General features: G+C 54.1%; 20 protein-coding genes, 1 tRNA gene and 1 CRISPR repeat array. Of the genes, 13 read left to right on the top strand and 8 right to left on the bottom strand.

The genetic code is table 11. The features are described from left to right. The first annotated feature begins 27 nt into the window (after positions 1-27). Genes PHE17_RS08125 through PHE17_RS08075 form a run of 11 tightly spaced genes read left to right on the top strand, consistent with a single transcriptional unit; the run spans position 28 to position 12,188 of the window. The gene (locus PHE17_RS08125) at positions 28-1,284 is read left to right on the top strand and encodes a glutamate-5-semialdehyde dehydrogenase (protein WP_301015421.1); all 1,257 of its coding nucleotides are present in this window, start codon (positions 28-30) and stop codon (positions 1,282-1,284) included. Next, positions 1,281-1,904 (top strand): nicotinate-nucleotide adenylyltransferase, encoded by a 624-nt coding sequence (gene nadD / locus PHE17_RS08120; protein WP_301015323.1) that lies wholly within the window; start codon positions 1,281-1,283, stop codon positions 1,902-1,904. Before PHE17_RS08125 ends, nadD begins: the two co-directional genes overlap by 4 nt. Then, positions 1,904-2,260 (top strand): ribosome silencing factor, encoded by a 357-nt coding sequence (gene rsfS, locus PHE17_RS08115; RefSeq protein WP_301015322.1) that lies wholly within the window; start codon positions 1,904-1,906, stop codon positions 2,258-2,260. The genes nadD and rsfS overlap by 1 nt, the downstream gene beginning before the upstream one ends. After that, positions 2,261-2,734 (top strand): 23S rRNA (pseudouridine(1915)-N(3))-methyltransferase RlmH, encoded by a 474-nt coding sequence (rlmH, locus tag PHE17_RS08110; RefSeq protein WP_301015321.1) that lies wholly within the window; start codon positions 2,261-2,263, stop codon positions 2,732-2,734. It abuts the gene before it with no gap. 5 nt (positions 2,735-2,739) lie between these two features. Beyond that, positions 2,740-3,333: a Maf family protein gene (locus PHE17_RS08105; RefSeq protein WP_301015320.1), complete on the top strand. Its 594-nt coding sequence runs from the start codon at positions 2,740-2,742 to the stop codon at positions 3,331-3,333. A 20-nt stretch (positions 3,334-3,353) separates the two neighbouring features. Then, on the top strand, positions 3,354-4,832 hold the full coding sequence (gene rng / locus PHE17_RS08100; RefSeq protein ID WP_301015319.1) for a ribonuclease G: 1,479 nt from the start codon (positions 3,354-3,356) through the stop codon (positions 4,830-4,832). Beyond that, on the top strand, positions 4,819-8,172 hold the full coding sequence (locus tag PHE17_RS08095) for a DUF3971 domain-containing protein (RefSeq protein ID WP_301015318.1): 3,354 nt from the start codon (positions 4,819-4,821) through the stop codon (positions 8,170-8,172). The genes rng and PHE17_RS08095 overlap by 14 nt, the downstream gene beginning before the upstream one ends. 42 nt (positions 8,173-8,214) lie before the next feature. Beyond that, complete coding sequence (locus tag PHE17_RS08090; protein WP_301015317.1) at positions 8,215-9,027, top strand: carbon-nitrogen hydrolase family protein; 813 nt, start codon at positions 8,215-8,217, stop codon at positions 9,025-9,027. 36 nt (positions 9,028-9,063) lie between these two features. Next, positions 9,064-10,512, top strand: coding sequence for a metalloprotease TldD (gene tldD, locus PHE17_RS08085; RefSeq protein WP_301015316.1), 1,449 nt, complete (start codon positions 9,064-9,066; stop codon positions 10,510-10,512). Positions 10,513-10,522: 10 nt separating this feature from the next. Beyond that, positions 10,523-11,866, top strand: coding sequence for a metalloprotease PmbA (pmbA, locus tag PHE17_RS08080; protein WP_301015315.1), 1,344 nt, complete (start codon positions 10,523-10,525; stop codon positions 11,864-11,866). 10 nt (positions 11,867-11,876) lie between these two features. Continuing rightward, the gene (locus PHE17_RS08075) at positions 11,877-12,188 is read left to right on the top strand and encodes a pyrimidine/purine nucleoside phosphorylase (protein WP_301015314.1); all 312 of its coding nucleotides are present in this window, start codon (positions 11,877-11,879) and stop codon (positions 12,186-12,188) included. A 4-nt stretch (positions 12,189-12,192) separates the two neighbouring features. Here PHE17_RS08075 and purN read toward each other — a convergent pair whose 3' ends face one another. Together purN and purM are read right to left on the bottom strand one after the other, a co-directional pair. Beyond that, the gene (purN, locus tag PHE17_RS08070; RefSeq protein WP_301015313.1) at positions 12,193-12,852 is read right to left on the bottom strand and encodes a phosphoribosylglycinamide formyltransferase; all 660 of its coding nucleotides are present in this window, start codon (positions 12,850-12,852) and stop codon (positions 12,193-12,195) included. Then, positions 12,842-13,885 (bottom strand): phosphoribosylformylglycinamidine cyclo-ligase, encoded by a 1,044-nt coding sequence (gene purM / locus PHE17_RS08065; protein WP_301015312.1) that lies wholly within the window; start codon positions 13,883-13,885, stop codon positions 12,842-12,844. Before purM ends, purN begins: the two co-directional genes overlap by 11 nt. Positions 13,886-14,021: 136 nt before the next feature. Here purM and PHE17_RS08060 point away from each other — a divergent pair. Continuing rightward, positions 14,022-14,109: transfer RNA gene (locus PHE17_RS08060), tRNA-Ser, on the top strand. 262 nt (positions 14,110-14,371) lie between these two features. Next, complete coding sequence (locus tag PHE17_RS08055) at positions 14,372-14,518, top strand: hypothetical protein (protein ID WP_301015311.1); 147 nt, start codon at positions 14,372-14,374, stop codon at positions 14,516-14,518. A gap of 28 nt (positions 14,519-14,546) precedes the next feature. Next, a CRISPR array of direct repeats spans positions 14,547-18,739; the repeat unit is 37 nt; unit sequence ACTTCAACAGAACCGGAACTCAACGCTCCGGGATTAC. A gap of 112 nt (positions 18,740-18,851) precedes the next feature. Here the strand turns inward: PHE17_RS08055 and csb2 are convergent. The 6 genes from csb2 to phoB all read right to left on the bottom strand — a co-directional run bounded on the left by csb2 (position 18,852) and on the right by phoB (position 26,594). Beyond that, on the bottom strand, positions 18,852-20,345 hold the full coding sequence (gene csb2, locus PHE17_RS08050) for a type I-U CRISPR-associated protein Csb2 (RefSeq protein WP_301015310.1): 1,494 nt from the start codon (positions 20,343-20,345) through the stop codon (positions 18,852-18,854). Then, entirely contained in the window at positions 20,345-21,367 is a 1,023-nt protein-coding gene (cas7u, locus tag PHE17_RS08045) for a type I-U CRISPR-associated RAMP protein Csb1/Cas7u (RefSeq protein ID WP_301015309.1), read from the bottom strand. Before cas7u ends, csb2 begins: the two co-directional genes overlap by 1 nt. 6 nt (positions 21,368-21,373) lie before the next feature. Further along, positions 21,374-22,072, bottom strand: coding sequence for a hypothetical protein (locus PHE17_RS08040; protein WP_301015308.1), 699 nt, complete (start codon positions 22,070-22,072; stop codon positions 21,374-21,376). Then, positions 22,069-24,522, bottom strand: coding sequence for a type I-U CRISPR-associated helicase/endonuclease Cas3 (gene cas3u / locus PHE17_RS08035; RefSeq protein ID WP_301015307.1), 2,454 nt, complete (start codon positions 24,520-24,522; stop codon positions 22,069-22,071). Before cas3u ends, PHE17_RS08040 begins: the two co-directional genes overlap by 4 nt. Before the next feature lie 90 nt (positions 24,523-24,612). Then, positions 24,613-25,902, bottom strand: a complete 1,290-nt coding sequence (gene phoR / locus PHE17_RS08030; protein ID WP_301015306.1) for a phosphate regulon sensor histidine kinase PhoR — start codon at positions 25,900-25,902, stop codon at positions 24,613-24,615. Beyond that, positions 25,899-26,594 carry a phosphate regulon transcriptional regulator PhoB gene (gene phoB / locus PHE17_RS08025; protein ID WP_301015305.1) on the bottom strand — a complete coding sequence of 232 codons (696 nt, stop codon included), beginning with the start codon at positions 26,592-26,594 and terminating at the stop codon, positions 25,899-25,901. Before phoB ends, phoR begins: the two co-directional genes overlap by 4 nt. Positions 26,595-26,633 lie beyond the last annotated feature (39 nt).

Here is a 26,633-nt window from a genome sequence, read left to right as displayed (position 1 = left end):
GTAACTGCGAACCACGAGGAACCCGGTTTGGACATTATTGAATACATGCAAGGCGTTGGTCAGCGGGCAAAACAAGCCGCGCAAATCCTAGCCAATGCCGATACGAAAGCCAAGAACGACGCCTTACTGCGCATTGCGGATGCACTGCTGGAACGTGCGGATTGGCTCAAAAGCGAAAATGCCAAAGATTTGGCAGCGGGGCGTGAGAAAGGGCTGGATGCAGCGATGCTTGACCGCCTGACCCTGAACGATAAAACCATCGCGGGGATGGCAGAAGGTGTGCGCCAAGTCGCCACGCTGGCTGACCCGATTGGTACAATTACTGACCTTAATTACCGGCCTTCCGGGATTCAGGTGGGGAAAATGCGCGTGCCACTCGGCGTGGTCGGCATCATTTACGAATCGCGCCCGAACGTCACCGTGGATGCGGCGGCGCTGTGCCTGAAATCCGGCAATGCCACCATTTTGCGCGGCGGTTCTGAAGCCATCCATTCCAACCAAGCGATTGCCGCGTGTGTACGTGACGGGCTGGAAGCGGCAGGCTTGCCTGCGGCGGGTGTGCAAGTGGTGGAAACCACCGACCGTGCCGCTGTTGGCGAGCTGTTACGCATGTCGCAATACGTGGATGTGATCGTGCCGCGTGGTGGCAAAGGCTTGATTGAGCGTGTCAGCGCCGAGTCACGCATTCCCGTCATCAAACATCTGGACGGCATTTGCCACGTCTATATCGACGACCAAGGCGACCTCGATAAAGCCATCAAAGTGGCAATCAACGCCAAAACCCACCGTTACGGCGTGTGCAATGCGATGGAAACCTTGCTGGTGGCGGAAAGCATTGCCGGACAAGTGCTGCCCGCATTGGCAGAACAATATACTGCTAAGGGCGTGGAACTGCGCGGCTGCGCAAAAACCTGCGCAATCTTGCCTGCGTGTACGCCTGCAAGCGAGGAAGATTGGAGCGCTGAATATCTCGCCCCGATCCTTTCCATCCGTATCGTGCCGGACATGGCGGCGGCGATTGTGCACATTAACCACTACGGTTCGCACCATACCGACGCGATTATTACCGAAAACTACACACGGGCGCGGGCTTTCCTGCGTGAAGTGGATTCCAGTTCGGTGATGGTGAATGCTTCCACACGTTTTGCTGACGGTTTTGAATACGGCTTGGGTGCGGAAATTGGCATCAGTACCGATAAAATTCATGCGCGGGGGCCGGTGGGTTTGGAAGGGCTGACTTCGCAGAAATATATCGTGCTGGGCGATGGTCATATCCGCCAGTGATCGGCATCCTCGGCGGCACATTCGATCCCATCCACCACGGACATCTGCGCACTGCATTGGAAGTGGCGGAACATTTCGGCATTGCCGACATGCGCCTGATTCCCGGCAAAGTGCCGCCGCACCGTCCGCAACCTGTTGCCAACGCGGAACAACGGCTGGCGATGCTGCAACTGGCGGTTGCCAATGAAGCAAGTTTGCACGCGGATGAACGGGAATTACACCGGGAAGGGTATTCCTATAGCGTGGATACCTTGGCATCTTTCCGTGCTGAAGTGGGTGATGAATGCCCAATTCTCTTCACCCTTGGCGTTGACGCTTTCTTGGCATTCCAAACCTGGCATCGTTGGGAAGCGATTTTGCAACTAACACATCTGGTCGTCGTCCACCGTCCGGGGTATAGTCTGCCCCCCGCTGGCTGGTACACAAACCGTTTGGGCACGAATCCCGACGACCTGTGCAGTACCCCGGCAGGCCGGATTTATTCCCTAGCTGTCACGGCACTGGATATTTCCTCCACCCGATTACGCGCAACATTGCAGCAAGGGAAAAATCCCCGTTACTTGTTGCCGGACAGCGTTCTCGACTATATTCAATCCCACCAACTGTATTGTGAAATTTAATGGAACTTGAACAATTTAAAGCCTTAGTTATTGAAAAACTGGAAGATATGAAAGCACAGGACATCGTAGCTGTCGATGTGCGTGGTCGTTCTCCCATCACTGAAATGATGATTATTGCCACGGGTAACTCCAGCCGCCACGTAAAATCCCTTGCTGATAGCGTTGCACTCGCAGCCAAAGAAGCCGGGATGCCGCCGTTGGGTATCGAAGGCGAACAGGATGCCGAATGGGTGCTGGTTGACCTTAACGACATTATCTTGCACGTAATGCTCGCCAGCACCCGCGATTTCTACAACCTCGAAAAGCTGTGGGAAATGGGGCAGGGCATTCCGCAAAGCCGGGAAGGCACTGCCTAAATGCGCATCCACCTGCTGGCAATTGGCACGAAAATGCCTGCGTGGGTGAATACCGGCACGGATGAATACGCCGGAAGGATGCCGCCGCAATGTCAGTTGTTGATCCGCGAAATTGCTGCCGAGAAGCGCACCAAAAACAGTGATTTGCAGCGCATCCGCCAGACCGAAGGTGAAAAGCTGCTGGCAGCGGTTCCCGATGGCAGCCTTGTCATTACTTTGGATGTGAAAGGCAAACCGTGGTCAACGGAGCAACTTTCCCAGCAACTTGACCAGTGGTTGATGTCAGGGCGCGATGTGAGTTTATTGGTGGGTGGCCCGGAAGGGCTTTCCCCCGCTTGTTTGCAACGTGCTGAGCAAAGCTGGTCGCTGTCGCCGCTGACGTTCCCACATCCGTTAGTGCGTATTGTGGTGGCAGAACAATTATTCCGCGCTTGGAGCATTCTCACGAACCACCCCTACCATCGCGGAGACTAACGTAAATGGGGCAGCCGCAGATTATTTTGGCGTCCGCCTCCCCGCGCCGCCGCGAATTGCTGGAACAAATTGGCATCCGTTTTGAGGTGCAAACCGCTGACGTGGATGAAACCCCGTTGCCGGGTGAAGCCGCCGAAGCCTTGGTCGAACGCCTAGCCAAATCCAAGGCGGAAGCCGTATGGAATGCCCGTAGGGGCGTATTGCATACACCCATTTTACCCGTGCTCGGCGCGGATACCTTGGGGCTATTTGAGGGTGAATTGCTGGTGAAACCCAGCAGTTTTGCCGATGCCCAGCGCATGTTGCGCCGCATGTCCGGTAACTGGCACGAGATTTTCACCGCTATTGCTTTAACCACGGCAAACGGTACGCAAGTGCGGGTAAACCGCAGCAAGGTCAAATTCCGTTCAGTCACCGATATGGAAATTTTGGCATACTGGGAAACTGGGGAGCCACAAGACAAAGCGGGCGCGTATGCCATCCAAGGGCGCGGCGCAGTCTTCATCGAACGGTTGGAAGGTTCCTATTCTGGGGTCATGGGCTTACCCTTATTTGAAACAGCACAACTGCTGGCAACGGCAAGTATAAAAACATTGTAAAAAAACCACCAAGGCAGATCATGAGCGCAGAATTATTAATCAATGTTACCCCGCAAGAGTCACGGGTAGCATTGCTTGAGAATGGCTCTTTGCAGGAGGTGCTTATTGAGCGCACTTCCCGTAAAGGCATTGTCGGCAATATTTACAAAGGTAAAGTCTGCCGCGTGTTGCCGGGGATGGAGGCTGCGTTCATCGACATCGGTTTGGAAAAATCTGCTTTTTTACACGCCTCTGACCTGACCCACCCCTCGTTGGAAGAATTCAACGGTAACACCATCCCCCATCCCACTGTGCAAATCAGCGAATTGCTGTACGAAGGCAAAAAATTGCTGGTGCAGGTCATTAAAGACCCGCTAGGGACGAAAGGCGCACGCCTGACCACGCACGTTACTATCCCTTCGCGCTTTCTGGTGTTGATGCCCGACAATAACAACATTGGTGTTTCCGGCAAGATTGAAGAGGGTGCAGAACGTGAACGCCTGCGGGTGCTGATCGAGCAGCTACGTACCGAGTTCAACGATGATTACGGCTATATTGTGCGCACTGCGGCTGATGGCATCAGCGAAGAAGAGTTGCGCCGGGATATGTCGTTCCTGCGTAAATTATGGCAAGGCATCGCTAAAATTTCGGCGGAATCGCCTGCGCCGACGCTGGTTTATTCCGACCTGCCCTTGGTATTGCGGGTATTGCGTGACATGGTGGGGGAAAAAATCGGGCGGGTACAGATTGATTCCCGAGAAACAGCCAGCCGGGTGATTGAATTCAGCCAGAAATATATCCCCGACCTTGCCGACGTGATTTCCCATTACCCCGGTGAACGCCCGATTTTCGACCTGCATGGGGTTGAGGAAGAAATCCAGAAAGCCCTGCAACGCAAGGTTCCGCTTAAATCCGGCGGTTACGTCATCATCGACCAGACCGAAGCGATGACCACCATTGACGTGAATACCGGCGGTTTTGTCGGTAGCCGCAATCTGGAAGAAACCATTTTCCGCACCAATCTGGAAGCGGCGCAAACCATCGCCCGCCAGTTACGCTTGCGCAATCTCGGCGGCATTATCATCATCGACTTCATCGACATGCTGCAACACGACCACCGCCAACAGGTGCTGAAGTTGCTGGAAAAGTCCTTGGAGCGCGATTACGCCAAAACCTACGTCTGCGATGTGTCGCCACTGGGGCTGGTGGAAATGACCCGTAAACGCACCCGCGAAAGCCTTGAACATATCTTGTGCCAACCCTGCCCAGCATGTGGCGGCAATGGTTTTGTGAAAACTGCTGAAACCGTGTGTTACGAAATTTTCCGCGAAATATTGCGGGCAGTGCGCCAGTTTGATGCCAAAGAACTGCTGGTGCTGGCATCGCAAGAAACGGTTGATTTATTGCTCGACGAAGAGTCGGACAGCCTCGCGGAATTACAACAATTTGTCGGCATCCCAATCCGGCTACAAGTGGAGTCACTTTATACGCAGGAGCACTTCGACGTTGTTCTGCTATAGCGGGCAGGGTGGTTTTGTTTTACGCCTGACCTACCTGCTGCTAACGCTTTTTTTCCATATTGCCATTTTCTTGGTGGCATTGGTGGGGTTAGCGAATTTCTGGTTGCCCATGGTCGGCGACTACAAAGATGTATTGGAAAAGGAACTCTCCAGTTTCGTCGGCAACCAGATCACCATTGGCAAAATTCGCGTTGACCGTGAAAGTGAAAACCCGCGCTGGATCATGGAAAACCTGCAACTGACGGAAAAATCCGGCTATGCACCCATCCACATCCGCCAGCTTGCTTTGAGTTTGGATTGGCGCGAAAGCCTGCGTACCTTGCGCTTGCAGCCCGGCGACATCCGTTTGGAAGACGTGGAATTTATCCTGCGGCAAGAGGGCGATAACTTGCCCGAAGTCCAAGGTTTGACTTTCCCATTGCCGGGGCAAAGTAATACGGCCTTGAACATTGAACGCAAATCCCCGATTTGGATCAGCATTGATGGCGGTTCTGTCCATTGGATGGATGCTACCAACCACCGTACCTTGGCGCTGGATGGCCTGAAATTTACCGGCGAATTTTTATCTGATGAAATCACCTTGCAAGCTGAAGCGAAGTTCCCGTCTGCCATTGGTGAAACGCTTGGCTTGGATGCGGTGCTGAAACAGGTTAAGGGAACGGATGGAAACCCCGAATGGGATGGCAAGCTGCACGCCCGCACGCGGATTTTCAACCTTGCCGCCTTGCCTTCCCCCTTATTGCAAAAGTATGGCGTCAGTGCCGGGGGGCTGGTGCTGGATGCCAATATCCAATCTCAAGCGGGCAAACCTTTACATATCAGCGGCGAAGGTGAAGTGACAAACCTTGGTTTGCGCGGTGCGGGGAAAGTCCCAGCACTGGATAACATCAACGCCACTTTCAAAGCTGACAATGCGGGTGGCAAGGTCAATGTGGCAGTCAAGGACAGCGTATTCACCTACCCGCAATGGTTTGAGCGCCCCTTACGTTTGGACAAAATGGATGCAGCCCTGCAATGGCAGGTAAAAGACGATGGTTGGCATTGGCAAATGACCGGCTTGCAAGCACAAAACCCGGATGCATGGCTGCAAGGTGGCGGCAAACTGGAAATGCTGACCGACAAAGCGCCCGATATTGACCTTAACATGACCTTTAATACCCGCCGCACGGTCGATAATGTGCGCGATTACATCCCCGCCATTGTCCTAGATAGCACTGAAGAATGGTTGAAAACCGCGATTGTTTCCGGCTATGTACCTAAGGGCGAGTTTATCCTGCGCGGCAATCCGGCAGATTTCCCGTTTAAGGGCAAGCCGGGCGTATTCGACATCCGTTTTGATATTGAAAAAGGCGTGTTGGCTTATCTGCCCGAATGGCCTGAAGCGCGTGAGGTGCAGGGCGAATTACGTTTCCACAACGCGGGTATGGCAGCCAAAGTGAAAACTGCACGGATCATGGATTTGGTAGTAACGGGCGGGACGGTCGATATTCCCGATATGCTGGGGGAAACCCACCTGCTGCTGGATTTGCAAACCCAAGGTGATTTGCAAGCGCACATGAATTACCTGCAAAGCGCTCCGATTGGCCGGAATTTGCGGGATTTCATGCAAGTGGCAAAATTCTCCGGTAGCTCGAATTTGCGTTTGAAATTGGATGTGCCGCTGGATGCCCCGGTTTTTGCGAAAAAGGGCGTTACTGTGGATGGCTTGGTCGGTTTGCACAGTAATACCTTTGCTATTCCCGAATACGACCAAACCTTCAGTAAGCTCAATGGCAATGTCCATTTTGATCAATTTGGGGTCAGTGCCGAGGCTGCTTCCGGCGAATACCGCCAACAACCCTTACAGATTACTGCGGCTACCGACAAAGCCAGTAACCGCATTACGGTGAATTTACAGCAGCACAATGAACCAGCCACCTTCCTGCCCGATAGTTTGCACGCGCTGGCTGGCAATTTGCGCGGTAAAGCGGCAATTGCGACCCGCTTGGAATTGCCTGCCTTTAATTTTGCAGCAGGAAAATCCAGTGCCAGCCTGAAAGTCCACGCCCAAAGCCAGTTGCAAGGGGTGGAAATCAAACTGCCCGCCCCGCTGGGCAAACCCTCAGGCCAAAGCCGCGATGTGCAGGTCGATCTGGAAATTCCTTTTGATTCCGCACAGGCATGGCAGGCACGGGTGCAAATGGAAAAGCTGTTGACAGTGCAGGCGCGGTTGCCACGCAAGGGGGCGGTGACTGTTGATGCGACGATGCCGGATTTACGTTTGGGGGGGCAATCCTTTGGTGATGCTAAACTGACCGCGACTAGCACCGATGTTGTGCAGGCGCATTTGCAAGCCGATAAAGTGCAGGCGAATCTGTTCCTGCCACTCAAGAATACGGCATCAGGTCGGGTGAATGTCGATTTGCATGACATTGACCTCGACCAACTGGACAGTGCTTCGGGGCAAGCAGCAGAAATGGGTGGCAAAGGCTTATCTCCGGCGGATTTTCCCTCCATGCGCCTAAGCTGCCGGGATTGCAGAAAAGGGGATTTTCCCATCCAGCAATTAACCTTGGACATGAATAAAACACGGCGCGATTTGCAGATTAAAACGCTGGAAATCCGCAACCCACAATTGACACTAACTACCACGCAAGGGCGCTGGTATGAAGCTGAAGATGGAAGTGGGCGCACCGAACTGGAGGCTAAGGTGCATATTGCTGAGCCGGGTAAATTATTGACAACGCAAAGTGATGAAACAGGATTCAAAGGTGGGGAATTGAATGCGCTTGCCCACTTGAATTGGGATAGTGCGCCATTTGCGGTTTCTCTCGCCAAGTTGAGCGGGGATGCCCAAGTGACTCTCGCGAAAGGCAGTTTGAGTGAGGTCGATCCCGGTATCGGGCGTTTGTTGGGGTTACTGGATATGCAACACCTATCGAAGCGTTTGGCGTTGGATTTCAGCGATATGACTGGCAAAGGGATTACTTTTGATGAAATCACAGGGCATTTCCAGCTTAATAATGGGGTATTGACCACGCAGGATACGGTCGTCAAAGCCGCCGCGATGGTCGCGGGTATCCGGGGCAGTTCCGACCTGATACGTAAAACCCATGACCAGCACGTGACGGTTATGCCGAACTTGCGTTCTACCCTGCCAGTCGTGGGTGCAGCCGTCGGTGGTTTAGGCGGCGGGGCAGCAATGTTGTTGTTTAACTCACTGACTGAAAAGGATGCGGCTGAAAAACTGAAAAGCGCCGGTGGCTTCCGTTATCGGGTGACAGGTTCGTGGGATAAACCGCAAGTGACCGAATTAAAAGCAGTAAACGGCAAGGCGAATGTTGATGTTTTGCCGCATTGAACAGACAATGACACCCTGCACAAAACACGGGGAGAACAAAGCATGGCGTTGATCGCAGCATTACAAATGGCATCAGGTCCACAGGTTCAGGCGAACTTGATGGAAGCCGGACGGTTAATCAAAGAAGCGGCAGAACGTGGCGCAAGCCTCGTGGTGTTGCCGGAAACCTTCGCCATGATGGGTGCACATGAAATAGACCGGGTGAAAATCGCAGAAACTTTCGGCGAAGGCCCTATCCAAACGTTTATCAGCCAACAAGCTAAAAAGTATGGCGTTTGGATCGTGGCGGGAACCATTCCTATCCGTTCCGCTGACCCTTCCCGCGCGTATGCCACCTCCATCCTGTATGATGCCAAGGGCAATATTGCTGCCCGCTACGACAAGATGCACCTGTTCGATGTCATGCTGAGTGAAAACCAAGAGGTTTACACCGAAAGCGATACCACCATTGCGGGGCATACGCCCGTGGTTATCGACACGCCGTTTGGCAAGCTGGGGATGTCGGTATGCTATGACCTGCGTTTCCCCGAGTTGTACCGTCGCCTGTCGGAGCAGGGGGCGCAAATTCTGCTCGTACCATCCGCCTTTACCGAAGTCACCGGGCGGGCGCACTGGGAACCTTTATTGCGTGCGCGTGCCATTGAAAACCTGTGCTACGTGGTTGCGGCAGCGCAAGGCGGCTACCATGTCAGCGGACGTACCACCTACGGTCACAGCATGATCGTTGACCATTGGGGCAGGGTGCGTGAAGTGCTGGAAAAAGGCACTGGCGTGGTGATGGCAGACATTGACCTTGATGCGCAGGAACAAACCCGTAAAACATTCCCGGTCTTGTCGCACCGTCGCCCGATATAACAAGACTACTAGAGAAAATAGAGAATCAGGAAGAACATGAAACAAGCCATCGACTTCGCCCGCGAGACTTTTTTAGCCCCGGCGGGTCTTGGCGAACACCACCTTGAACAGGTGTTTAGCCAATTACTGACCAAAGACACAACCCTTGCCGACCTGTATTTCCAATCCGCCCGTTACGAAGCGTGGGGCTTGGAAGAAGGCATCATCAAAAGCGGCAGTTACAGCATTGAACAGGGCGTCGGCGTGCGCTCCGTATGCGGTGAGCAAACTGGCTTTGCTTACAGCGGTGAAATCAGCCTGACTGCCCTGCTGGAATCCGCCAAAGCTGTCCGCGCCATTACCCGCGCAGGCCGATCCGGTGCTGTCCAAACCTGGACAGTCGCTACGCCATCCCGTGCTTTGTATGGCACGGATGACCCGTTAGCCTCGCTGTCTGAAACCGACAAGATCGCTTTCCTGCACGAGATCGACCGTTTTGCCCGCGCTACCAGCCCCCACGTACAACAAGTGATGGCGAACATGGTCGCGGTGCATGAAATCATCCTGATCGTGGATGAAAGCGGGCGCATGACTGCCGATGTACGTCCCTTGGTGCGTACCAACGTTTCCGTCATTGTCGAACGCAATGGGCAAACTGAAAGTGCTACCGCAGGCGGCGGCGGGCGTTTCAACCTCGATTTCTTCCTCAATGGCAACAAAGCACAGGAATACGCCGAAGAAGCGGTGCGTAAAGCCCTGATCAACCTCGATGCCGAAGCAGCGCCTGCGGGTAATATGACCGTGGTGCTGGGCAACGGCTGGCCCGGTGTCTTGCTGCACGAAGCCATCGGGCACGGTTTGGAAGGTGACTTCAACCGCAAAGGCACATCCGCTTTCGCCGGACGCATCGGTGAGCAAGTTGCTGCCAAAGGCATCACCGTGGTGGATGACGGCACGCTAGACCAGCGCCGTGGTTCTTTGAGCGTGGATGACGAAGGCACGCAAACCCAATGCACCACTCTGATTGAAGATGGCATTCTGAAGGGCTACCTGTTTGACCGCCAAAACGCCGCGCTGATGGGCACGCAATCCACGGGTAACGGTCGCCGCCAATCCTACGCGCACCTGCCGATGCCGCGCATGACCAATACTTACATGCGGGCGGGCAACCACGCGCCGGAAGACATCATCGCTTCGGTCGATAAAGGCATTTACGCGGTCAATTTCTCCGGCGGGCAAGTCGATATTACCTCCGGTAAATTCGTGTTCTCCGCTTCGGAAGCCTACGTGATCGAAAACGGCAAACTCGGCAAACCGATTAAAAATGCCACCCTGATCGGCAATGGCCCGGACGTGCTGACCCGTGTGAGCATGGTCGGCAATGACCTGCAACTCGATACTGGCATTGGCGTATGCGGCAAGGATGGGCAAAGCGTCCCCGTTGGCGTAGGCCAACCTACCTTGCGGGTTGATGGTTTGACCGTCGGCGGAACTGCGGCAGCATAAGGATAAGATCATGATTGAACTGGAAAACCGTATTGACCTCGCCACCGAATTCCAAGCGATGGCAGACCACCTGTTGGATGCCGCGCTTGCCCAAGGTGCAACGGCTGCTGAACTGGATATTGATAAGGGTACTGGCCTGTCGGTTGAAGTGCGTATGGGGCAGGTGGATAAACTGCAATACCACCGTGACCAAGGCATTAACCTGACGGTGTATTTCGGGCATCGCAAGGGCTTTGCCTCGACGGGCGATTTTTCCCCGCAAGCCTTGGCTGATACCTTGGATGCGGCGTGCCGGATTGCGCGTTACACCTCCGAAGATGAATTCAACGGGTTGGCGGATGCCGATCAGATGGCGAGCGAATTCCCCAAATTGGATTTGTACCACCCGTGGGAATTGGGGGCTGATCAGGCGATTGACATGGCGCTTCAAGCCGAAGCGGTCGCCCGTGAGCATGACAAGCGCATCGTGAATAGCGAAGGTGCGGGCGTTGACAGCTACGCAGGCATGGCTTTGTATGCGAATACCCACGGCTTCATGGGCATCCGCCACAGTACCCGCCACTCCTTGAGTTGTTCGGTGGTGGCGCAAGATGGCGATTCCATGCAGCGCGATTACTGGTACAGCGTATCGCGGGTTCCTAGCTTGCTGGATTCTGCCGATACTGTGGGGGCGGAAGCTGCCCAACGTACCGTGCGCCGTTTGAATGCGCATTCGCTTTCCACCCGCGAAGCACCCGTGCTGTTCGTGCCGCAAGTGGCGCGTGGCTTGATTGGGCATTTGATTGGAGCAATCAGTGGCAGTTCGCAATACCGCAAAGCCAGTTTCTTGCTGAATTCCCTCGGGCAGCAAGTATTCCCGGATTTCGTCCAATTACGTGAAGACCCTTTCATCCGTCAAGCTTTGGGCAGCCGTGCTTACGACAGTGAAGGTGTGGCAAGCCGTGTGCGCGATATTGTGCGCGATGGTGTCATCGAAGAGTATTTCCTTGGCAGTTACAGTGCCCGTAAGTTGGGGATGCAAACCACTGGCAGCGCTAGCGGGGCAAGCAACCTGCTGCTGATGGATACCGGCTTGAGTTTCGTCGACTTGCTGCAAAAAATGGGCACTGGCCTGATGGTGACGGAGTTGATCGGTAACGGCGTAAATAGCATTACCGGCGATTACTCGCGCGGCGCTGTCGGCTACTGGATCGAGAACGGCATGATCGTGCATCCGGTGGAAGAAGTGACCATTGCCAGCAACTTGAAGGATATGTTCAAGGGCATCGTCGGCATCGGGGATGATGTGGACGAGCGGGGCAGTATCCGCACAGGTTCCATTTTGATTGATAAGATGACCATCGCAGGTCAATGAAAGGAGTTTTATGAGTCAGTTTGATAATGTCAGCGTGGTTAAAACCGCGAACGTTTACTTTGATGGCAAATGCGTCAGCCATACCGTGGTATTGGCGGATGGTACGCGCAAGAGTGTGGGGGTAATTTTGCCTTCAACGCTGACATTCAACACGGGTGCGCCAGAAATCATGGAATTGCTGCAAGGCCGTTGCCGGGTACGTATGGCGGGCAGTGATGCGTGGCAAGAGTACGCAGGCGGTGAATCTTTCAATGTCGTCGGTAATTCATCCTTCGACATCGAAACCTTGGAAAACCTGCATTACGTTTGCCACTTCGGCTGATGATTTACAGGTGCAGGGCGGGGCGTTTTAAGACGTTCCCGTCCAGCATCACCTGATTGCCTTCCAGTTTAAGCCTGCCTTCCACAAACCATTTCACCACACGCGGATAAATGACGTGTTCCTGCGCTTGCACGCGCTGGGCAAGGCTTTTCGCTGTATCGCTGGGCAATACCGGGACTTTGGCCTGCATAATGACTGGGCCACCGTCGAGTTCCGGGGTAACAAAATGGATGCTGACACCGTGTTCCTTGGCTTTGTCGTCCAACACCCGTTGGTGGGTATGGATGCCTTTGTACAAGGGTAACAGGGAGGGGTGGATATTGAGCATCCGCCCGGTGTAATGGCGCACGAAATCCGGCGTGAGGATGCGCATGAAACCCGCCAGTACCACGAGGTCTGGCTGGTAACTGTCGATCTGTTGCTGGAGTGCCTGATCGAATTCTGCGCGGCTGGCGAAGCCTTTGTGGTCGACGGTGATGGCAGGAATAACGGCATTGGATGCACGTTGCAGCCCGTAAGCATCGGCTTTGTTGCTGATGACGGCTACAATTTGCGCTTGTAGCCGCTGGGCACGGATGGCATCAATGATTGACTGCAAATTGCTGCCACTGCCAGAAATCAGCACCACCAAACGCGGCAGTGCTGTACTTTCATCAATCGACATACTGGACAAACGGCGTTTCAGCGTCGGAGGCAGCCATGTGGCCGATTTGCCATGCGGGGACATTTTCCAATAGGCAGGCGTTGATGATGTTTTCCGCTTGTTCCGCTGGAACCGTCAATACCATGCCGATACCGCAGTTGAAGGTACGGAGCATTTCCTCGTCGGATACGCCGCCTTTTTGCTGCAACCAGTTGAAAATGTCAGGGCGTTTCCAACTGCTCAGGCTGATTTTGGCAACACTGCGGGCAGGCAACACACGCGGGAGGTTTTCAGTCAATCCGCCGCCCGTGATGTGGGCAATGGCGTGCAGGTCATACTGCCTGAGCAGCATTAACAGCAGTTTGACGTAAATGCGGGTTGGCTCCAGCAGGGCGCGTCCCAAGGTGGTGTCACCGAAAGGCTCGTCCAGTGATGCGCCGCTGACTTCCAGAATCTTGCGCACGAGGGAATAGCCGTTGGAATGCGGACCAGTTGAACCCAAGCCGATCAGCACATCGTTACGGTGTACACGGGAGTGATCCAGAATCTTGTCGCGTTCCACCACGCCGACGCAGAAGCCTGCCAGATCGAAATCACCCGGATTGTACATGCCGGGCATTTCAGCCGTTTCACCGCCTGCTAGTGCCGCACCTGCTTGGATACAGCCTTCGGCGATCCCGCTGACCACTTGTTCGGCGGCATCCACATCCAGCTTGCCAGTCGCGTAATAGTCGAGGAAGAACAGTGGCTCAGCACCGCTTACCACGATGTCATTGACGCACATGGCTACGAGGTCAATCCCGATGGTGTCGAAAATGCCAGTGTCGATAGCGAGTTTCAGCTTAGTGCCGACGCCATCCGTACCGGAAACCAGTACTGGCTGTTTGTAGTGCGAGGGGATCGACATAAGAGCGCCAAAACCACCAATACCACCCAGCATCTCAGGGCGTTTGGTGCGTTGCGCGATAGGTTTGATGCGTTCAACCAAATTGTTACCAGCGTCAATGTCTACGCCAGCATCACGATAAGTCAGTGAAGGTTTATTTGAATCCATTACGGCCTGTCTCTTCCGGGGCAGCAAAGCGGCGATTCTACCATAGCCACTGATCGGCTGACAGACAAGATAGGCGTCTGTAGCTTGAAAAAGTACTGGAAATATCCCGGCACTTTGAGTAATATGCGTCTCCTTCGGAGAGCTGGCTGAGTGGTCGAAAGCGGCGGTCTTGAAAACCGTTGAGGGTTAAACCTCCTGGGGTTCGAATCCCTAGCTCTCCGCCATTATTCTGTTTCATGGCATTCCGTGAAACACCGAGAAGCCCTTACAGGCCGCAATCTGTAAGGGCTTTTTCGCGTTTGGGCTACTCACAACGGACGGTAAAACGGTGACAGCCGACACCAAAAACGGTATTTTTGGCGTTATGTATACAGACCATCTTGCGGGATACCGTTACCATGAAAAGAATGCTCACTGAGAACCGCGCTATCCGTAGGCATCACGCATCCCGGCTGAAACGGAACCGATCCGGCTACTGGCGTGGTGGTGCGTCAATATCACAGCGCAGCAGCGGAAAAGTCATTGATACGCCAACCCCATGTTCCTGCTGGATGTGTGGCAATACCAGAAAGCACCACGGGCAAACAATCCAAGAAAGAAGGCATCCAGAACAACTATGGCGTGACTTTGTAACCGAAATCACCAACGAAAGGGTCATGCCATAACAACAGAACCGGAACTCACCGCTCCGGGATTACACTGGGTGCGGCGAATGGCAACGTCTGCATCTTGGCTTCAACAGAACCGGAACTCAACGCTCCGGGATTACTGCAATCTGCATCCGTTTTCGACGCGATCCGCGTGCTTCAACAGAACCGGAACTCAACGCTCCGGGATTACTTAGATCGGTGGCGACTGCGTGGGCGGCTATGCCACTTCAACAGAACCGGAACTCAACGCTCCGGGATTACTTGGCAGGCAGCGTGCAAGCAGGATTGGGATGCGCTACTTCAACAGAACCGGAACTCAACGCTCCGGGATTACCGAGTGAGACGCGGGCGTATTTGGTGACGTTGCGACTTCAACAGAACCGGAACTCAACGCTCCGGGATTACGCAATCGCCGCCGACTGGATCACCGTCCCAACCGACTTCAACAGAACCGGAACTCAACGCTCCGGGATTACATTTGAGCGATGCACAGCGGGCGGCGGTTGCACTACTTCAACAGAACCGGAACTCAACGCTCCGGGATTACGGTTACTATTGGGGTAAGTAAGGGTTATGGGTGCGACTTCAACAGAACCGGAACTCAACGCTCCGGGATTACAATGCTGGATGCACGAAACGCGCATCAGACTGGCACTTCAACAGAACCGGAACTCAACGCTCCGGGATTACCATGACGCGCTCAGCAATCTCGTCAACGAGAGCGACTACTTCAACAGAACCGGAACTCAACGCTCCGGGATTACGATACATTTTAAACAGTTACCCGTGCAGATTGGCAACTTCAACAGAACCGGAACTCAACGCTCCGGGATTACGTGGTCATCAACATCCACGCTGGATTCCAAGAAAGTACTTCAACAGAACCGGAACTCAACGCTCCGGGATTACTTAGGGGATGTAATCCCAGAGGTATAGAGATGTTAACTTCAACAGAACCGGAACTCAACGCTCCGGGATTACGCTCGTGGGCGGGTGCGGTCGATGGCGCAACGGGCACTTCAACAGAACCGGAACTCAACGCTCCGGGATTACCCTTTACTGGTTCAGCCATTACACACCCCCGACAACTTCAACAGAACCGGAACTCAACGCTCCGGGATTACGCTCGTGGGCGGGTGCGGTCGATGGCGCAACGGGCACTTCAACAGAACCGGAACTCAACGCTCCGGGATTACGGGTTATTGGGTACTGGAAGCCGTGGTTGGACAAACTTCAACAGAACCGGAACTCAACGCTCCGGGATTACCCGCCTTCAAAGAGTTTTTACACACGCAGGAGATACTTCAACAGAACCGGAACTCAACGCTCCGGGATTACGATGGCGGAACACCGACGTTTACACTAAACGGCGACTTCAACAGAACCGGAACTCAACGCTCCGGGATTACAAATCACGCCCGGGTGAATTGACATTGGCAGGCTACTTCAACAGAACCGGAACTCAACGCTCCGGGATTACCGTTTGCGGTGGATGATGATAAGGAGATTGTTCCTACTTCAACAGAACCGGAACTCAACGCTCCGGGATTACTCAAACGACCGGCATACAATAGAAACGCAGCGTTTACTTCAACAGAACCGGAACTCAACGCTCCGGGATTACCCGGCGATGTCGGCTTTCGTCCCGCGTTTGCGGTTTACTTCAACAGAACCGGAACTCAACGCTCCGGGATTACAAGTTATTTGCCGTGGAATATCGACAAAGGGCGCGACTTCAACAGAACCGGAACTCAACGCTCCGGGATTACTAGGCGATGGCGTGGGCGCGGGTGGTTTCGGTGCGACTTCAACAGAACCGGAACTCAACGCTCCGGGATTACTTTCCACGCTTGATGAGGTGCGGGAGGCGGTGTGACTTCAACAGAACCGGAACTCAACGCTCCGGGATTACTTTCTTGGTAAGTCATGATAGATGTCCTTTTGGTAACTTCAACAGAACCGGAACTCAACGCTCCGGGATTACCAGCATGGCCTACTGGGTTGGCTGCTACTTCGCTACTTCAACAGAACCGGAACTCAACGCTCCGGGATTACATTTCTTTGTTTAGATGTAACATTATGATTCTCCTACTTCAACAGAACCGGAACTCAACGCTCCGGGATTACGACGACCTTGGCGCACGTCGATGTAGGCGCTCAAACTTCAACAGAACCGGAACTCAACGCTCCGGGATTACTTGCGCTGATAGCCATAGCCCTACCGCGATGCCGGTACTTCAACAGAACCGGAACTCAACGCTCCGGGATTACCACCGCTGATGATTTCGCCAGCCGCTTGCGTGGTACTTCAACAGAACCGGAACTCAACGCTCCGGGATTACTTAGGGGATGTAATCCCAGAGGTATAGAGATGTTAACTTCAACAGAACCGGAACTCAACGCTCCGGGATTACGCTCGTGGGCGGGTGCGGTCGATGGCGCAACGGGCACTTCAACAGAACCGGAACTCAACGCTCCGGGATTACCCTTTACTGGTTCAGCCATTACACACCCCCGACAACTTCAACAGAACCGGAACTCAACGCTCCGGGATTACGCTCGTGGGCGGGTGCGGTCGATGGCGCAACGGGCACTTCAACAGAACCGGAACTCAACGCTCCGGGATTACGGGTTATTGGGTACTGGAAGCCGTGGTTGGACAAACTTCAACAGAACCGGAACTCAACGCTCCGGGATTACCCGCCTTCAAAGAGTTTTTACACACGCAGGAGATACTTCAACAGAACCGGAACTCAACGCTCCGGGATTACGATGGCGGAACACCGACGTTTACACTAAACGGCGACTTCAACAGAACCGGAACTCAACGCTCCGGGATTACAAATCACGCCCGGGTGAATTGACATTGGCAGGCTACTTCAACAGAACCGGAACTCAACGCTCCGGGATTACCGTTTGCGGTGGATGATGATAAGGAGATTGTTCCTACTTCAACAGAACCGGAACTCAACGCTCCGGGATTACTCAAACGACCGGCATACAATAGAAACGCAGCGTTTACTTCAACAGAACCGGAACTCAACGCTCCGGGATTACCCGGCGATGTCGGCTTTCGTCCCGCGTTTGCGGTTTACTTCAACAGAACCGGAACTCAACGCTCCGGGATTACAAGTTATTTGCCGTGGAATATCGACAAAGGGCGCGACTTCAACAGAACCGGAACTCAACGCTCCGGGATTACTAGGCGATGGCGTGGGCGCGGGTGGTTTCGGTGCGACTTCAACAGAACCGGAACTCAACGCTCCGGGATTACTTTCCACGCTTGATGAGGTGCGGGAGGCGGTGTGACTTCAACAGAACCGGAACTCAACGCTCCGGGATTACTTTCTTGGTAAGTCATGATAGATGTCCTTTTGGTAACTTCAACAGAACCGGAACTCAACGCTCCGGGATTACCAGCATGGCCTACTGGGTTGGCTGCTACTTCGCTACTTCAACAGAACCGGAACTCAACGCTCCGGGATTACATTTCTTTGTTTAGATGTAACATTATGATTCTCCTACTTCAACAGAACCGGAACTCAACGCTCCGGGATTACGACGACCTTGGCGCACGTCGATGTAGGCGCTCAAACTTCAACAGAACCGGAACTCAACGCTCCGGGATTACTTGCGCTGATAGCCATAGCCCTACCGCGATGCCGGTACTTCAACAGAACCGGAACTCAACGCTCCGGGATTACCACCGCTGATGATTTCGCCAGCCGCTTGCGTGGTACTTCAACAGAACCGGAACTCAACGCTCCGGGATTACCCGGAAAAACCCCCTGCTCACAAAAGCAAATGATACTTCAACAGAACCGGAACTCAACGCTCCGGGATTACCGATGGACGTGCTGCTCCCACACCCATTCGTCATAACTTCAACAGAACCGGAACTCAACGCTCCGGGATTACTGCGCTGGTATCGACCGGAATCAGGAATGGATACTACTTCAACAGAACCGGAACTCAACGCTCCGGGATTACCAAAACAAATATCCATGATTGTCCCCATGGGCTTACTTCAACAGAACCGGAACTCAACGCTCCGGGATTACGGGGATTAAATACCTGACAGTGCTTGACCGTCGGACTTCAACAGAACCGGAACTCAACGCTCCGGGATTACTGCAACTACCTCACGGATAAACGTCACCTTGGCAGACTTCAACAGAACCGGAACTCAACGCTCCGGGATTACAGCTACTTTCCAGCACTCTATTTTTAAAGAAGAACAGCTTGATTTTGCGCGAACCCACTTTGTTGCAGCAACGATTATTTGCCTGATCGTTTTCTGTGTATCTGCGGATTGCTTAAAAGTCATAATTAACCAATGGGTTATTGTTTGGTGCGAACCCTGCCTCATTGTGCCTATCGCTTGACGTTCGCGCCATGATGGGCGGATACAATAACCCCATGCCTCGGAAGCGCCCCGCGCCGATTGCCAATGCGCCTTTTTGCGGCTCTGCCCAACGGATGCGTACATGGTACTGCGGATATTGCCGCAAGTAATCCGGTGTTGCATAGCTGCCCGCCCGATACCCGTGGCGCTGATAAGGTGCGGCGGATACCTCCATTTCCAGCGGTTCAGGCAAACCCGCCTGCTTTAAGGCTTCGCGCATCAGTTTGGCGGTACGTTTGCCGTGATGGTCAAAACCCGGCATGACAACGGGGGTAACGCTGACCCATTCGCAAGTTGGCAGTTTGCGCTGGGCATGAAATTCACCCGTGTATAGCCCGACCACCGTATCATCGCCAAATACCCGCACCAGCCGCGCCATCGGTTTACCATCTTTGAGCAGTTCGCTACCTTCCAGCATCCACGCCAAACGTTCCAGCAATCCCGCATCCGAACCTGTCACCATCACGCGCCGGATCAAGCCATCCACATGCTCATGCCCAATGCTCGGTAAGGGCAAAACCTGCAAACGCCGCTCATCTTTTTCACCATGCCCCATCCATTGCGTGACCGCTGCCGGGTCTTGCAACTCACCCTCTAACGCCTTGTTGAGTGAATGGCGCATCATCGCCGTGACTTCATCCGCTTGGCGGGCATCCCGTACCCAGAAACCTTTGCCGTGCAATTCAAGCAACTGGAACGCGATGTAAGGTTTGCCCGTGGGTTGGTCAGCGCGTTGGTAGCGGGCAGTGCCGTAATACAGCGGCGGTAATCCAACCACCCAAACATTGCCAGAACGCGGCTTGAATTGTGCCTGATACCGCGCTTCCAAAGCGTCAAAGCTACCCGGAACAGGGACGCGCAAAGCGACACCCGCGTGTTGCGGCAAGTAGCACTGGCTGGAAACCGCCGGGTCTTCCGCGCTGACATTACCCCACGCAACCACCATATCAATGCCGCGCCCCAAACTGGTGATGCGTTGGGCGTAAGTGGCTATTTGTTGCGCGATGGCCTCATCTTCTGGGGCAATTTGCCAGTGGTAAGCGAGTGGCTTGTCGGTCTGCAAAAACCGTTGCGGCACATCTTTCAGCGCATTGCGTTTGGCTCTGGTGTTGGCGGATTCCGGCTTTCCACCCGCCCATGCTGCCATTGTCAGATTGTCTTCGTTATTGGGAACGGCAACGGTCAGCGTTGTACCCTGTTCACTGTCGGGCGCATCAATCCACGGCGGATTTTGTTGTTCCAGCCAACGGACGGCGGATTCAAAATCCGCTGCGGGTTGTGAACGGTTGCGCCCCTGATTGAACCCGGCAATCAATGCTTGCATCAGCTTGAACGGTGACGGAGGCCATTCCGCCCCGTGATAGCTCATGCCGGGGTAACGGACATACAGGTTAAGCCATGCCATCACTCATTACCTTTGCCGCTGGCCTTTTTGATCGCGTCCTTAACCTGTTTGGTATCAAATGCCAGTTCGCGGTTTTCACCCACACCAAAGGCAGCGGCGGCTTGACTGGCAAACGCCAAAATACTGTCGAGGCTCAATGCCAGCGTTTCTTCCGTGCCGTCTTGGCGGATCAGGCGGGTGTTGCAAGCTTGTTCTGGATTGCGTACCAGATGGCAGCCTTGGCGCAGGTTGTAATCAACGGGGGCGTAAGTTGCCAGCAATGCCAAGCCCAGCAGGTAGTTTTGCAGGGCTGGGGTTTGCTCATCCGTTTCACCCCGGAATGCCCGCAAACCCGCCAGATTCAACGTAACCGTGCGTTGGATAGCACCATGCACGACCACGCCACCCAATCCGGCATTTGGTACATGCGCCAGCCCGACTTCGGCGGCTTTCTTTTGCTCTTTTTCGTCGATACCAATGTCGGTGTATTCAAACGTGGGGGTGAACTGACTGAGTTTTTGCAGCGGCTCAACATCGGTAGCGGTGATTTCAGCGTTCAACAGGCGCGGCACTTTGGTGTGGGTATTGCGCGAATCCCAAACACCAAAAATCAGCGAAGTCGGCCCCAGTTTCGCCAGTGGGATTGCATTGCCGTGCAGGCGATATTGTTCAAACGCCCCGTTGATGGTTTCACCAAGCGCGGTGAAACGGATGGCGGCATCTGCCAAGCGATGCCCCATTTCCAACAAGTTGGCGGTATGCGTACCCGCTTTGACCGTGACTTGCGGAACGAGCGCGGCGTAGGGCGCTTGCATGAAGAGCGGCTCAATCCGGTTCGCCTGCGATGGGATGCTGTCTACCGTGGTCAACGTGCCATTGCGGGTTGGGTTCAAATTGTAACGGGACTTATCGCCGGATTTCTCACCCGCATACGTCGGCGGAAAAATCACATTGCCATTGATTGGGCGCAAGCCTTCCTGCACGACCAAAGCAGCGACAGAACCATCAAGCAGCAGGGAAAGGTTGGAAGCGTATGAAGACATGCGGGATTACTCCTTGTTAGCGAATTGGGTAACACTGAATTTGCCCTTTTTCAGGACGGTAGCTTGCCAGTGCTGATTGTCTATTGGCACACCCTGTTTGCTTGCGCCGCGAAAAACCAAACGGGCGGGCAGTAACGTGAGCGGGGTTTGCCACAGGTGATAATGCAATTGGCGCGAGGCAATGATGGGGGAAAAACCTTGCACGCCGATGATGGCAAGCAACTCTATCCAAGGGCGTGCAGAAATATTGGCATCTTGGTTATTGGGCGACCAGCCAAGGTCAATGGCAGTCCAAACTGCATATGGGTCAATGCCGTAGGTTTGGTCGCAAGCGACTGACGCCCGCCAGTCGATGATGCCCAATTCCTGACAGGCTTTATGCAGCTTGGGAATCAAGGTTGCAGCGGTAACTCGCCCCGCCCAAAACTTGCTGCGCGGCGCTTTGCTTGTCCACCAGTCGAGGGTGAAAGTGCCGAGCGAGATGTGGGTTGGCTCTTGCCCCACGCCGTTGTCGTTAAATTTGAGGCTGGCATCCACAACGGTTTGCAATAGCGTTTCCAACGTTTGGGCGGTTGCGATCACTGCGCCGTTGTCTGTCCATGCCAGCGTTGCCTCGCGGTCTTGGCGGGTTGCCAGCACGAATAGGCCGCAGACTGCCAGTACTTCACCGGGATTACTCAGGGTTAGGTTTTCCAGTGTAATCATGGCTTTTTCTCCCCAATGGAGGCCAATACATCCGCAGCACCCAGCAAAGCTTCCAGCCATGCCAGTTGCCACCAGCCGTAATCTTGTTGGCAGCGGTCAAAGCGGTTCATCACGTCCAGCGCGGCTTGCTGGTTGGTGCGGTAGCCTTTGGGTCTGTCCCAACCGCGTTCCGGGACGTGCGGCCTTCCCCAGCCGTGATGCGACACGATCAAATGCAGGATCAGTTCACGCAAAGGGTGTTGTTGGATGGTTTCATCGCCCAGTGCATCCAGCAGCGAACTGAATTCATGCCGATAGCCTTGGGCGCGGGTATGGTCATAACGTCCATGTCCGGTTTTTGCCAATGGTGTTTGCAGGTCTTTATTTCCGATGGCTTGTTGCCAGCAAGTCCGGTCTTTGCCCTTGTCATGCCAGCGTGCCGCCAATATCACGGCTTCTGCCAACGCATCGGGTAACGCTAATGCCTGCACAATCCGGCGAGCAAAGTTTTCTGCCTGATTGAGATGTTCCTGTAAGCCCATTGTGACCGACAGGTAGCTCAAGTCGTTATCTTGTTTCAAATCAACCCGGCTCAATATGATCAACGAAGGCCGTTCCGTCTCGCTGTTTTCATCCAATGGCGGAGTGATACGGCCTCGGCGTGGAAAATTATCGGCATCCGTTGGCGGTTTGGCATCTGACCAGTAGCGGCGTAGGTTGGTAGCTTGCTCCAACACATCGCTGACAGGTGCGCTATGGGTTTCATCTGGCATCCCTTTGACGTTCAAACCACCCAATACGCACGGCAAGATTAAGGTGTGGTAATGTTCCAGCGCCGCAGTTACTTCTTGTACGGGTAGCCAATCAGGAGTTTCATCAGCTAATGCCAACAGGTTCAACGTGTGCTTGTCGGATTTTTCCAAGAGTCCAGCCAGCAATGTTTTGGCAGCACTCAAGGGCAAATGCACTTGTTCCGCTGTATGGATGGGCAACAGATCAAGGTAATCTTCCAACCAATCACCCGTTTGCCAGCTTTGCATCCGGTCAAGGTCTTTGCGCCACAGCAAGTTGATCGTGGATTGTTCGGCTCCCAACCCGTGGATGAAATCCCGCACAGGGTAACGGCAAGGCAAGGATGTGGCACTGAGTTCATCCACTATCCACGCATCCAGTTCAGGGCTGGCAGGTTCAGCCGGAAAAGCTTCGGCAGGTTTGGCAAAACGCGCCAGTTGTGCAGGTGAAGCGTCGTGATTGAGCGCATTCAAATAGCCCAAGGTTGCCTGTAATTGCGTTCCCCGGTATTTGTCGCCGAACTGTTTTTCGCTGTAAACCACATCAATTTGGCTGGTTTTCGATTCGCCGCGCCGATTCACCCGCCCGAAACGCTGGATCATGGAATCCAATGTCGCCAAGTCCGCCACGGCATGTTCCGCATCCAAATCAACCCCGACTTCCCCGGCAGAGGTGGTGATCAGGTAAGCCGTGTGTGCGGGTGTTTCGGTAGGTTGGCTTTCTGGCGAGAAACGTTGCCACAGTGGCGTTTTCACCAATTGGTCACGCTCATAGCCGCGCAACCTGCCTGCCAAAATCAGGATATTGTCTTTGCCGACCTGCTTTTCCAATTGCACATAGACTTGCTGGACGCTGCGGATGTCGTACAGGAACACCACGACCGTTGTAGCCTTATCGCGGTGCTGTAATGCGCAATCAACGACAGTTTGTAAGCGTGATTTTTCGTCTTTTGCAGGTGGTAATACGTTCAGTCGTTTATGCGCTTGGGTGCGTTGCATCAGGACTGGGTGGGCTAAATCTGCCAAATCCAGTTGGAACGGTGCGCTGGATTCGCCCCGTTGGGTAGCGGAAAGGTTGATCAGGTGCAGGCTGCGGTTTAGGCCAACCAAATGCCGCAAGGTGTTACAGGCAGCGGGAACAAGGTGCGATTCATCGTGTACCAGCAAGGTGTCATGCCCCAGCAAGCCCGCATGGATAACCCGTTTGCGTTTGCCATCGCCATAACCCCGGAAAAGCAGTTTGCTCAACACCATGTCTACCGTGCCTAACACAATGGCAGGGCGGGCTGGGTCAGTTTTCCATTCACCGTTATCCGCCAATTCACCGCGCAAGGTGCTGGCAGCAACCGGGTCAGTGGCGGGAATGGCGGCAAGTGTTTGCAATGCAGTCCGTGCTTGTGCCAGTTCGGGGGCTTGCAAACGTGCTAACAGGCGTTCGGTTTCGCGGGTGGCTTGGTCAACGATGGTGCGGCGGTTAACGATGTAAACCAGACGGCGGGGCAGGGTTGGTTTGCCGTGCAATGCTTGTGTTGCTAATGCCGCAAGCCAAATGGTGATCACGGAGGTTTTGCCTGTTCCCGTCGGCAAGTCCAAAGCTGAAGGGATTTTGCCTGTAATAAATTGTTCAAACAGGCGTTGTTGCCAAGGAAAGGGATCACGCTGCAAGAGGGCAGATAGCATCAGCAAATTCCAAGATTCTGTAGATGCCCGATTTTATCACAATGTATTGGGAAGCCCTTACAGATTGTGGCCTATAAGGGCTTTGGGGATTTACAACACCCGAAACGGCGGGAAACAAGCCTGGAAGTACGTGAACCCCGGTTTGCTCTTGATGGTCAGGTAGCCGTTATGGTGTTGCATGACGTGTTTGACGATGGCAAGCCCTAGCCCTGTGCCGCCACTTTCACGCGCACGCCCGTTATCGACGCGGTAAAAACGTTCGGTCAGGTGCGGGATATGCGCTTTGGGGATGCCGGGGCCGTCGTCTTCGATGTAAAGGCAGGCGTGACCGGATTTTTTGCGTTTCCACACTAGCCGGATATGCGTACCCGGCGGGGTGTGCCTGACGGCGTTTGCCAGTAAGTTGGTGACGACGCTGGCGATGTCTTTTTCTATGCCATTGATATTAATACCCGGCTCAATCTGCGTTTCGAGCGTGTGGGTATCGCTGGCGAACGTATCGCGGATGGCCATGGCAGCACTTTCCAGCAATTCGTCCATCACCACTTTTTTGCCTGATAGCGGTGCCATTTCTTGGTTTTCCAGTCGCGAGAGCGCCAACATATCGTTGATGATTTGCTGCATCCGTTCCGCTTGCTCACGCGATTGCTGGAGCGGTGGGATCAAATGCATGGGCAATTCGGGGTCGCTTTCAAACAATTCCATATAGCCCATCAGCACGGTCAGCGGGGTGCGCAGCTCGTGCGAGGCGTTGGCAATAAAGGCTTTACGGGTTTTCTGTAATTGGATGCGTTGGCTGATGTCGCGCACATTCAGCAAGCGTAAGCCACCTTGTACCGGCAGGAGACGTGCTTGCAGGGTAAGGTTGTCGTTACGCGGGGCAGTGAAGCGGATTTCCTTATCGCTGTTTTCCACCAAGGCATTGTGCAGGCACGGGTTGCGCACCAGATTGTCGATGCGTTGCCCGATGTCGGTTTTTTCATTGATTGCCAACAGCGCGGCGGCGGATTTGTTCGCCCACTGGATGTGGTTGTCCCCGTCCAACAAGATCGCAGCGTCCGGCAACACCGAGAGGATGTTGTTGAAACGCATCAGCAATTCCTGTTGCTTTTGCTTGCGGTTGGCGCTTTTTTGCTGGGCTTTGTGGATGAGGTAGGCAATCTGTTCCCACGCGCCATCGCTGTCGGGCATGTCGTCGGGGTTTTGCCCATTGATCAGCCAGCGTTGTAACTGGCGCAGCTTGAATAGCGTCCAGCCGATATAGCCGAAGGAAACCGCCAGCAATGCCAGTGCCCAGTGACCACTGAGCAGCCCCAGCACAATGCCGGAACCGATGACCCAAACGACGCGGCGGATTTCAAGATTCCAGTAATCGGTCATGCGGCATTCTCCGTGCTGAACAGGTAGCCAGCCCCACGCACTGTTTGGATAGCTTGTTCCGCGTCGTATTGCTTGAGGGTTTTGCGTAAGCGCAGCACGTGTACATCCACGGTGCGTTCCTCAATATAGGTGGTTTGCCCCCAGACAAAATCCAGCAGTTGGGCGCGGGAATACACCTTGCCCGGATGTTGCATGAAAAATTCCAGCAGGCGGTATTCGGTTGTGCCGAGGTGTACGGGTTCATTGCCGATGCGTAATTGGTGTGCATCTTGGTTCAGGTGTAGGCGTCCGGCACTGATAGAATGCTGTTCGTCGAAGCCTTCGGTACGGCGCAGCAAGGCTTTGATGCGGGCATTGAGGTTTTTCAGCGAAACGGGCTTGGCGAGGTAATCGTCGGCCCCAGCATCCAGCCCGTAGATCATGTCTTCTTCTTCGGCTTTGGCGGTGAGCATGATGATGGGGATGTCGCGGGTCAATTCATCGCGGCGGAAACGTTTGACCAGTTCCGGGCCAGAAAGGTCTGGCAACATCCAGTCAATCAGCATCAGGTCGGGCAGCGATTCGGCAACTTGGGCGCGTGCATGGCTGGCATCAGCGGCTTCCATGACTGAGTAACCTTCACGCTCTAGGGAAAAACGGATCATGTTGCGGATACCCGCTTCGTCTTCAACACACAGAATCTGTTTCTTCATTACTCAGCCGGGTAGTTTGGGTTGGCGGATGGTAGCATA

Origin of the sequence: Thiothrix sp., from assembly GCF_028714775.1 — a bacterium.
Taxonomy (GTDB): Bacteria; Pseudomonadota; Gammaproteobacteria; order Thiotrichales; family Thiotrichaceae; genus Thiothrix.
Note: the sequence above shows the minus strand (reverse complement) of the source record. Positions and strands in the feature narration are given on the sequence as shown.

Coding starts and splice junctions, on each gene's coding strand:
- purN (WP_301015313.1), bottom strand. CDS start 12,852: ATGTCGATTGATGAAAGTACAGCACTGCCGCGTTTGGTGGTGCTGATT.
- PHE17_RS08075 (WP_301015314.1), top strand. CDS start 11,877: ATGAGTCAGTTTGATAATGTCAGCGTGGTTAAAACCGCGAACGTTTAC.
- cas7u (WP_301015309.1), bottom strand. CDS start 21,367: ATGTCTTCATACGCTTCCAACCTTTCCCTGCTGCTTGATGGTTCTGTC.
- purM (WP_301015312.1), bottom strand. CDS start 13,885: ATGGATTCAAATAAACCTTCACTGACTTATCGTGATGCTGGCGTAGAC.
- rlmH (WP_301015321.1), top strand. CDS start 2,261: ATGCGCATCCACCTGCTGGCAATTGGCACGAAAATGCCTGCGTGGGTG.
- PHE17_RS08040 (WP_301015308.1), bottom strand. CDS start 22,072: ATGATTACACTGGAAAACCTAACCCTGAGTAATCCCGGTGAAGTACTG.
- PHE17_RS08090 (WP_301015317.1), top strand. CDS start 8,215: ATGGCGTTGATCGCAGCATTACAAATGGCATCAGGTCCACAGGTTCAG.
- pmbA (WP_301015315.1), top strand. CDS start 10,523: ATGATTGAACTGGAAAACCGTATTGACCTCGCCACCGAATTCCAAGCG.
- phoR (WP_301015306.1), bottom strand. CDS start 25,902: ATGACCGATTACTGGAATCTTGAAATCCGCCGCGTCGTTTGGGTCATC.
- rng (WP_301015319.1), top strand. CDS start 3,354: ATGAGCGCAGAATTATTAATCAATGTTACCCCGCAAGAGTCACGGGTA.
- cas3u (WP_301015307.1), bottom strand. CDS start 24,522: ATGCTATCTGCCCTCTTGCAGCGTGATCCCTTTCCTTGGCAACAACGC.
- csb2 (WP_301015310.1), bottom strand. CDS start 20,345: ATGGCATGGCTTAACCTGTATGTCCGTTACCCCGGCATGAGCTATCAC.
- rsfS (WP_301015322.1), top strand. CDS start 1,904: ATGGAACTTGAACAATTTAAAGCCTTAGTTATTGAAAAACTGGAAGAT.
- tldD (WP_301015316.1), top strand. CDS start 9,064: ATGAAACAAGCCATCGACTTCGCCCGCGAGACTTTTTTAGCCCCGGCG.
- PHE17_RS08105 (WP_301015320.1), top strand. CDS start 2,740: ATGGGGCAGCCGCAGATTATTTTGGCGTCCGCCTCCCCGCGCCGCCGC.
- phoB (WP_301015305.1), bottom strand. CDS start 26,594: ATGAAGAAACAGATTCTGTGTGTTGAAGACGAAGCGGGTATCCGCAAC.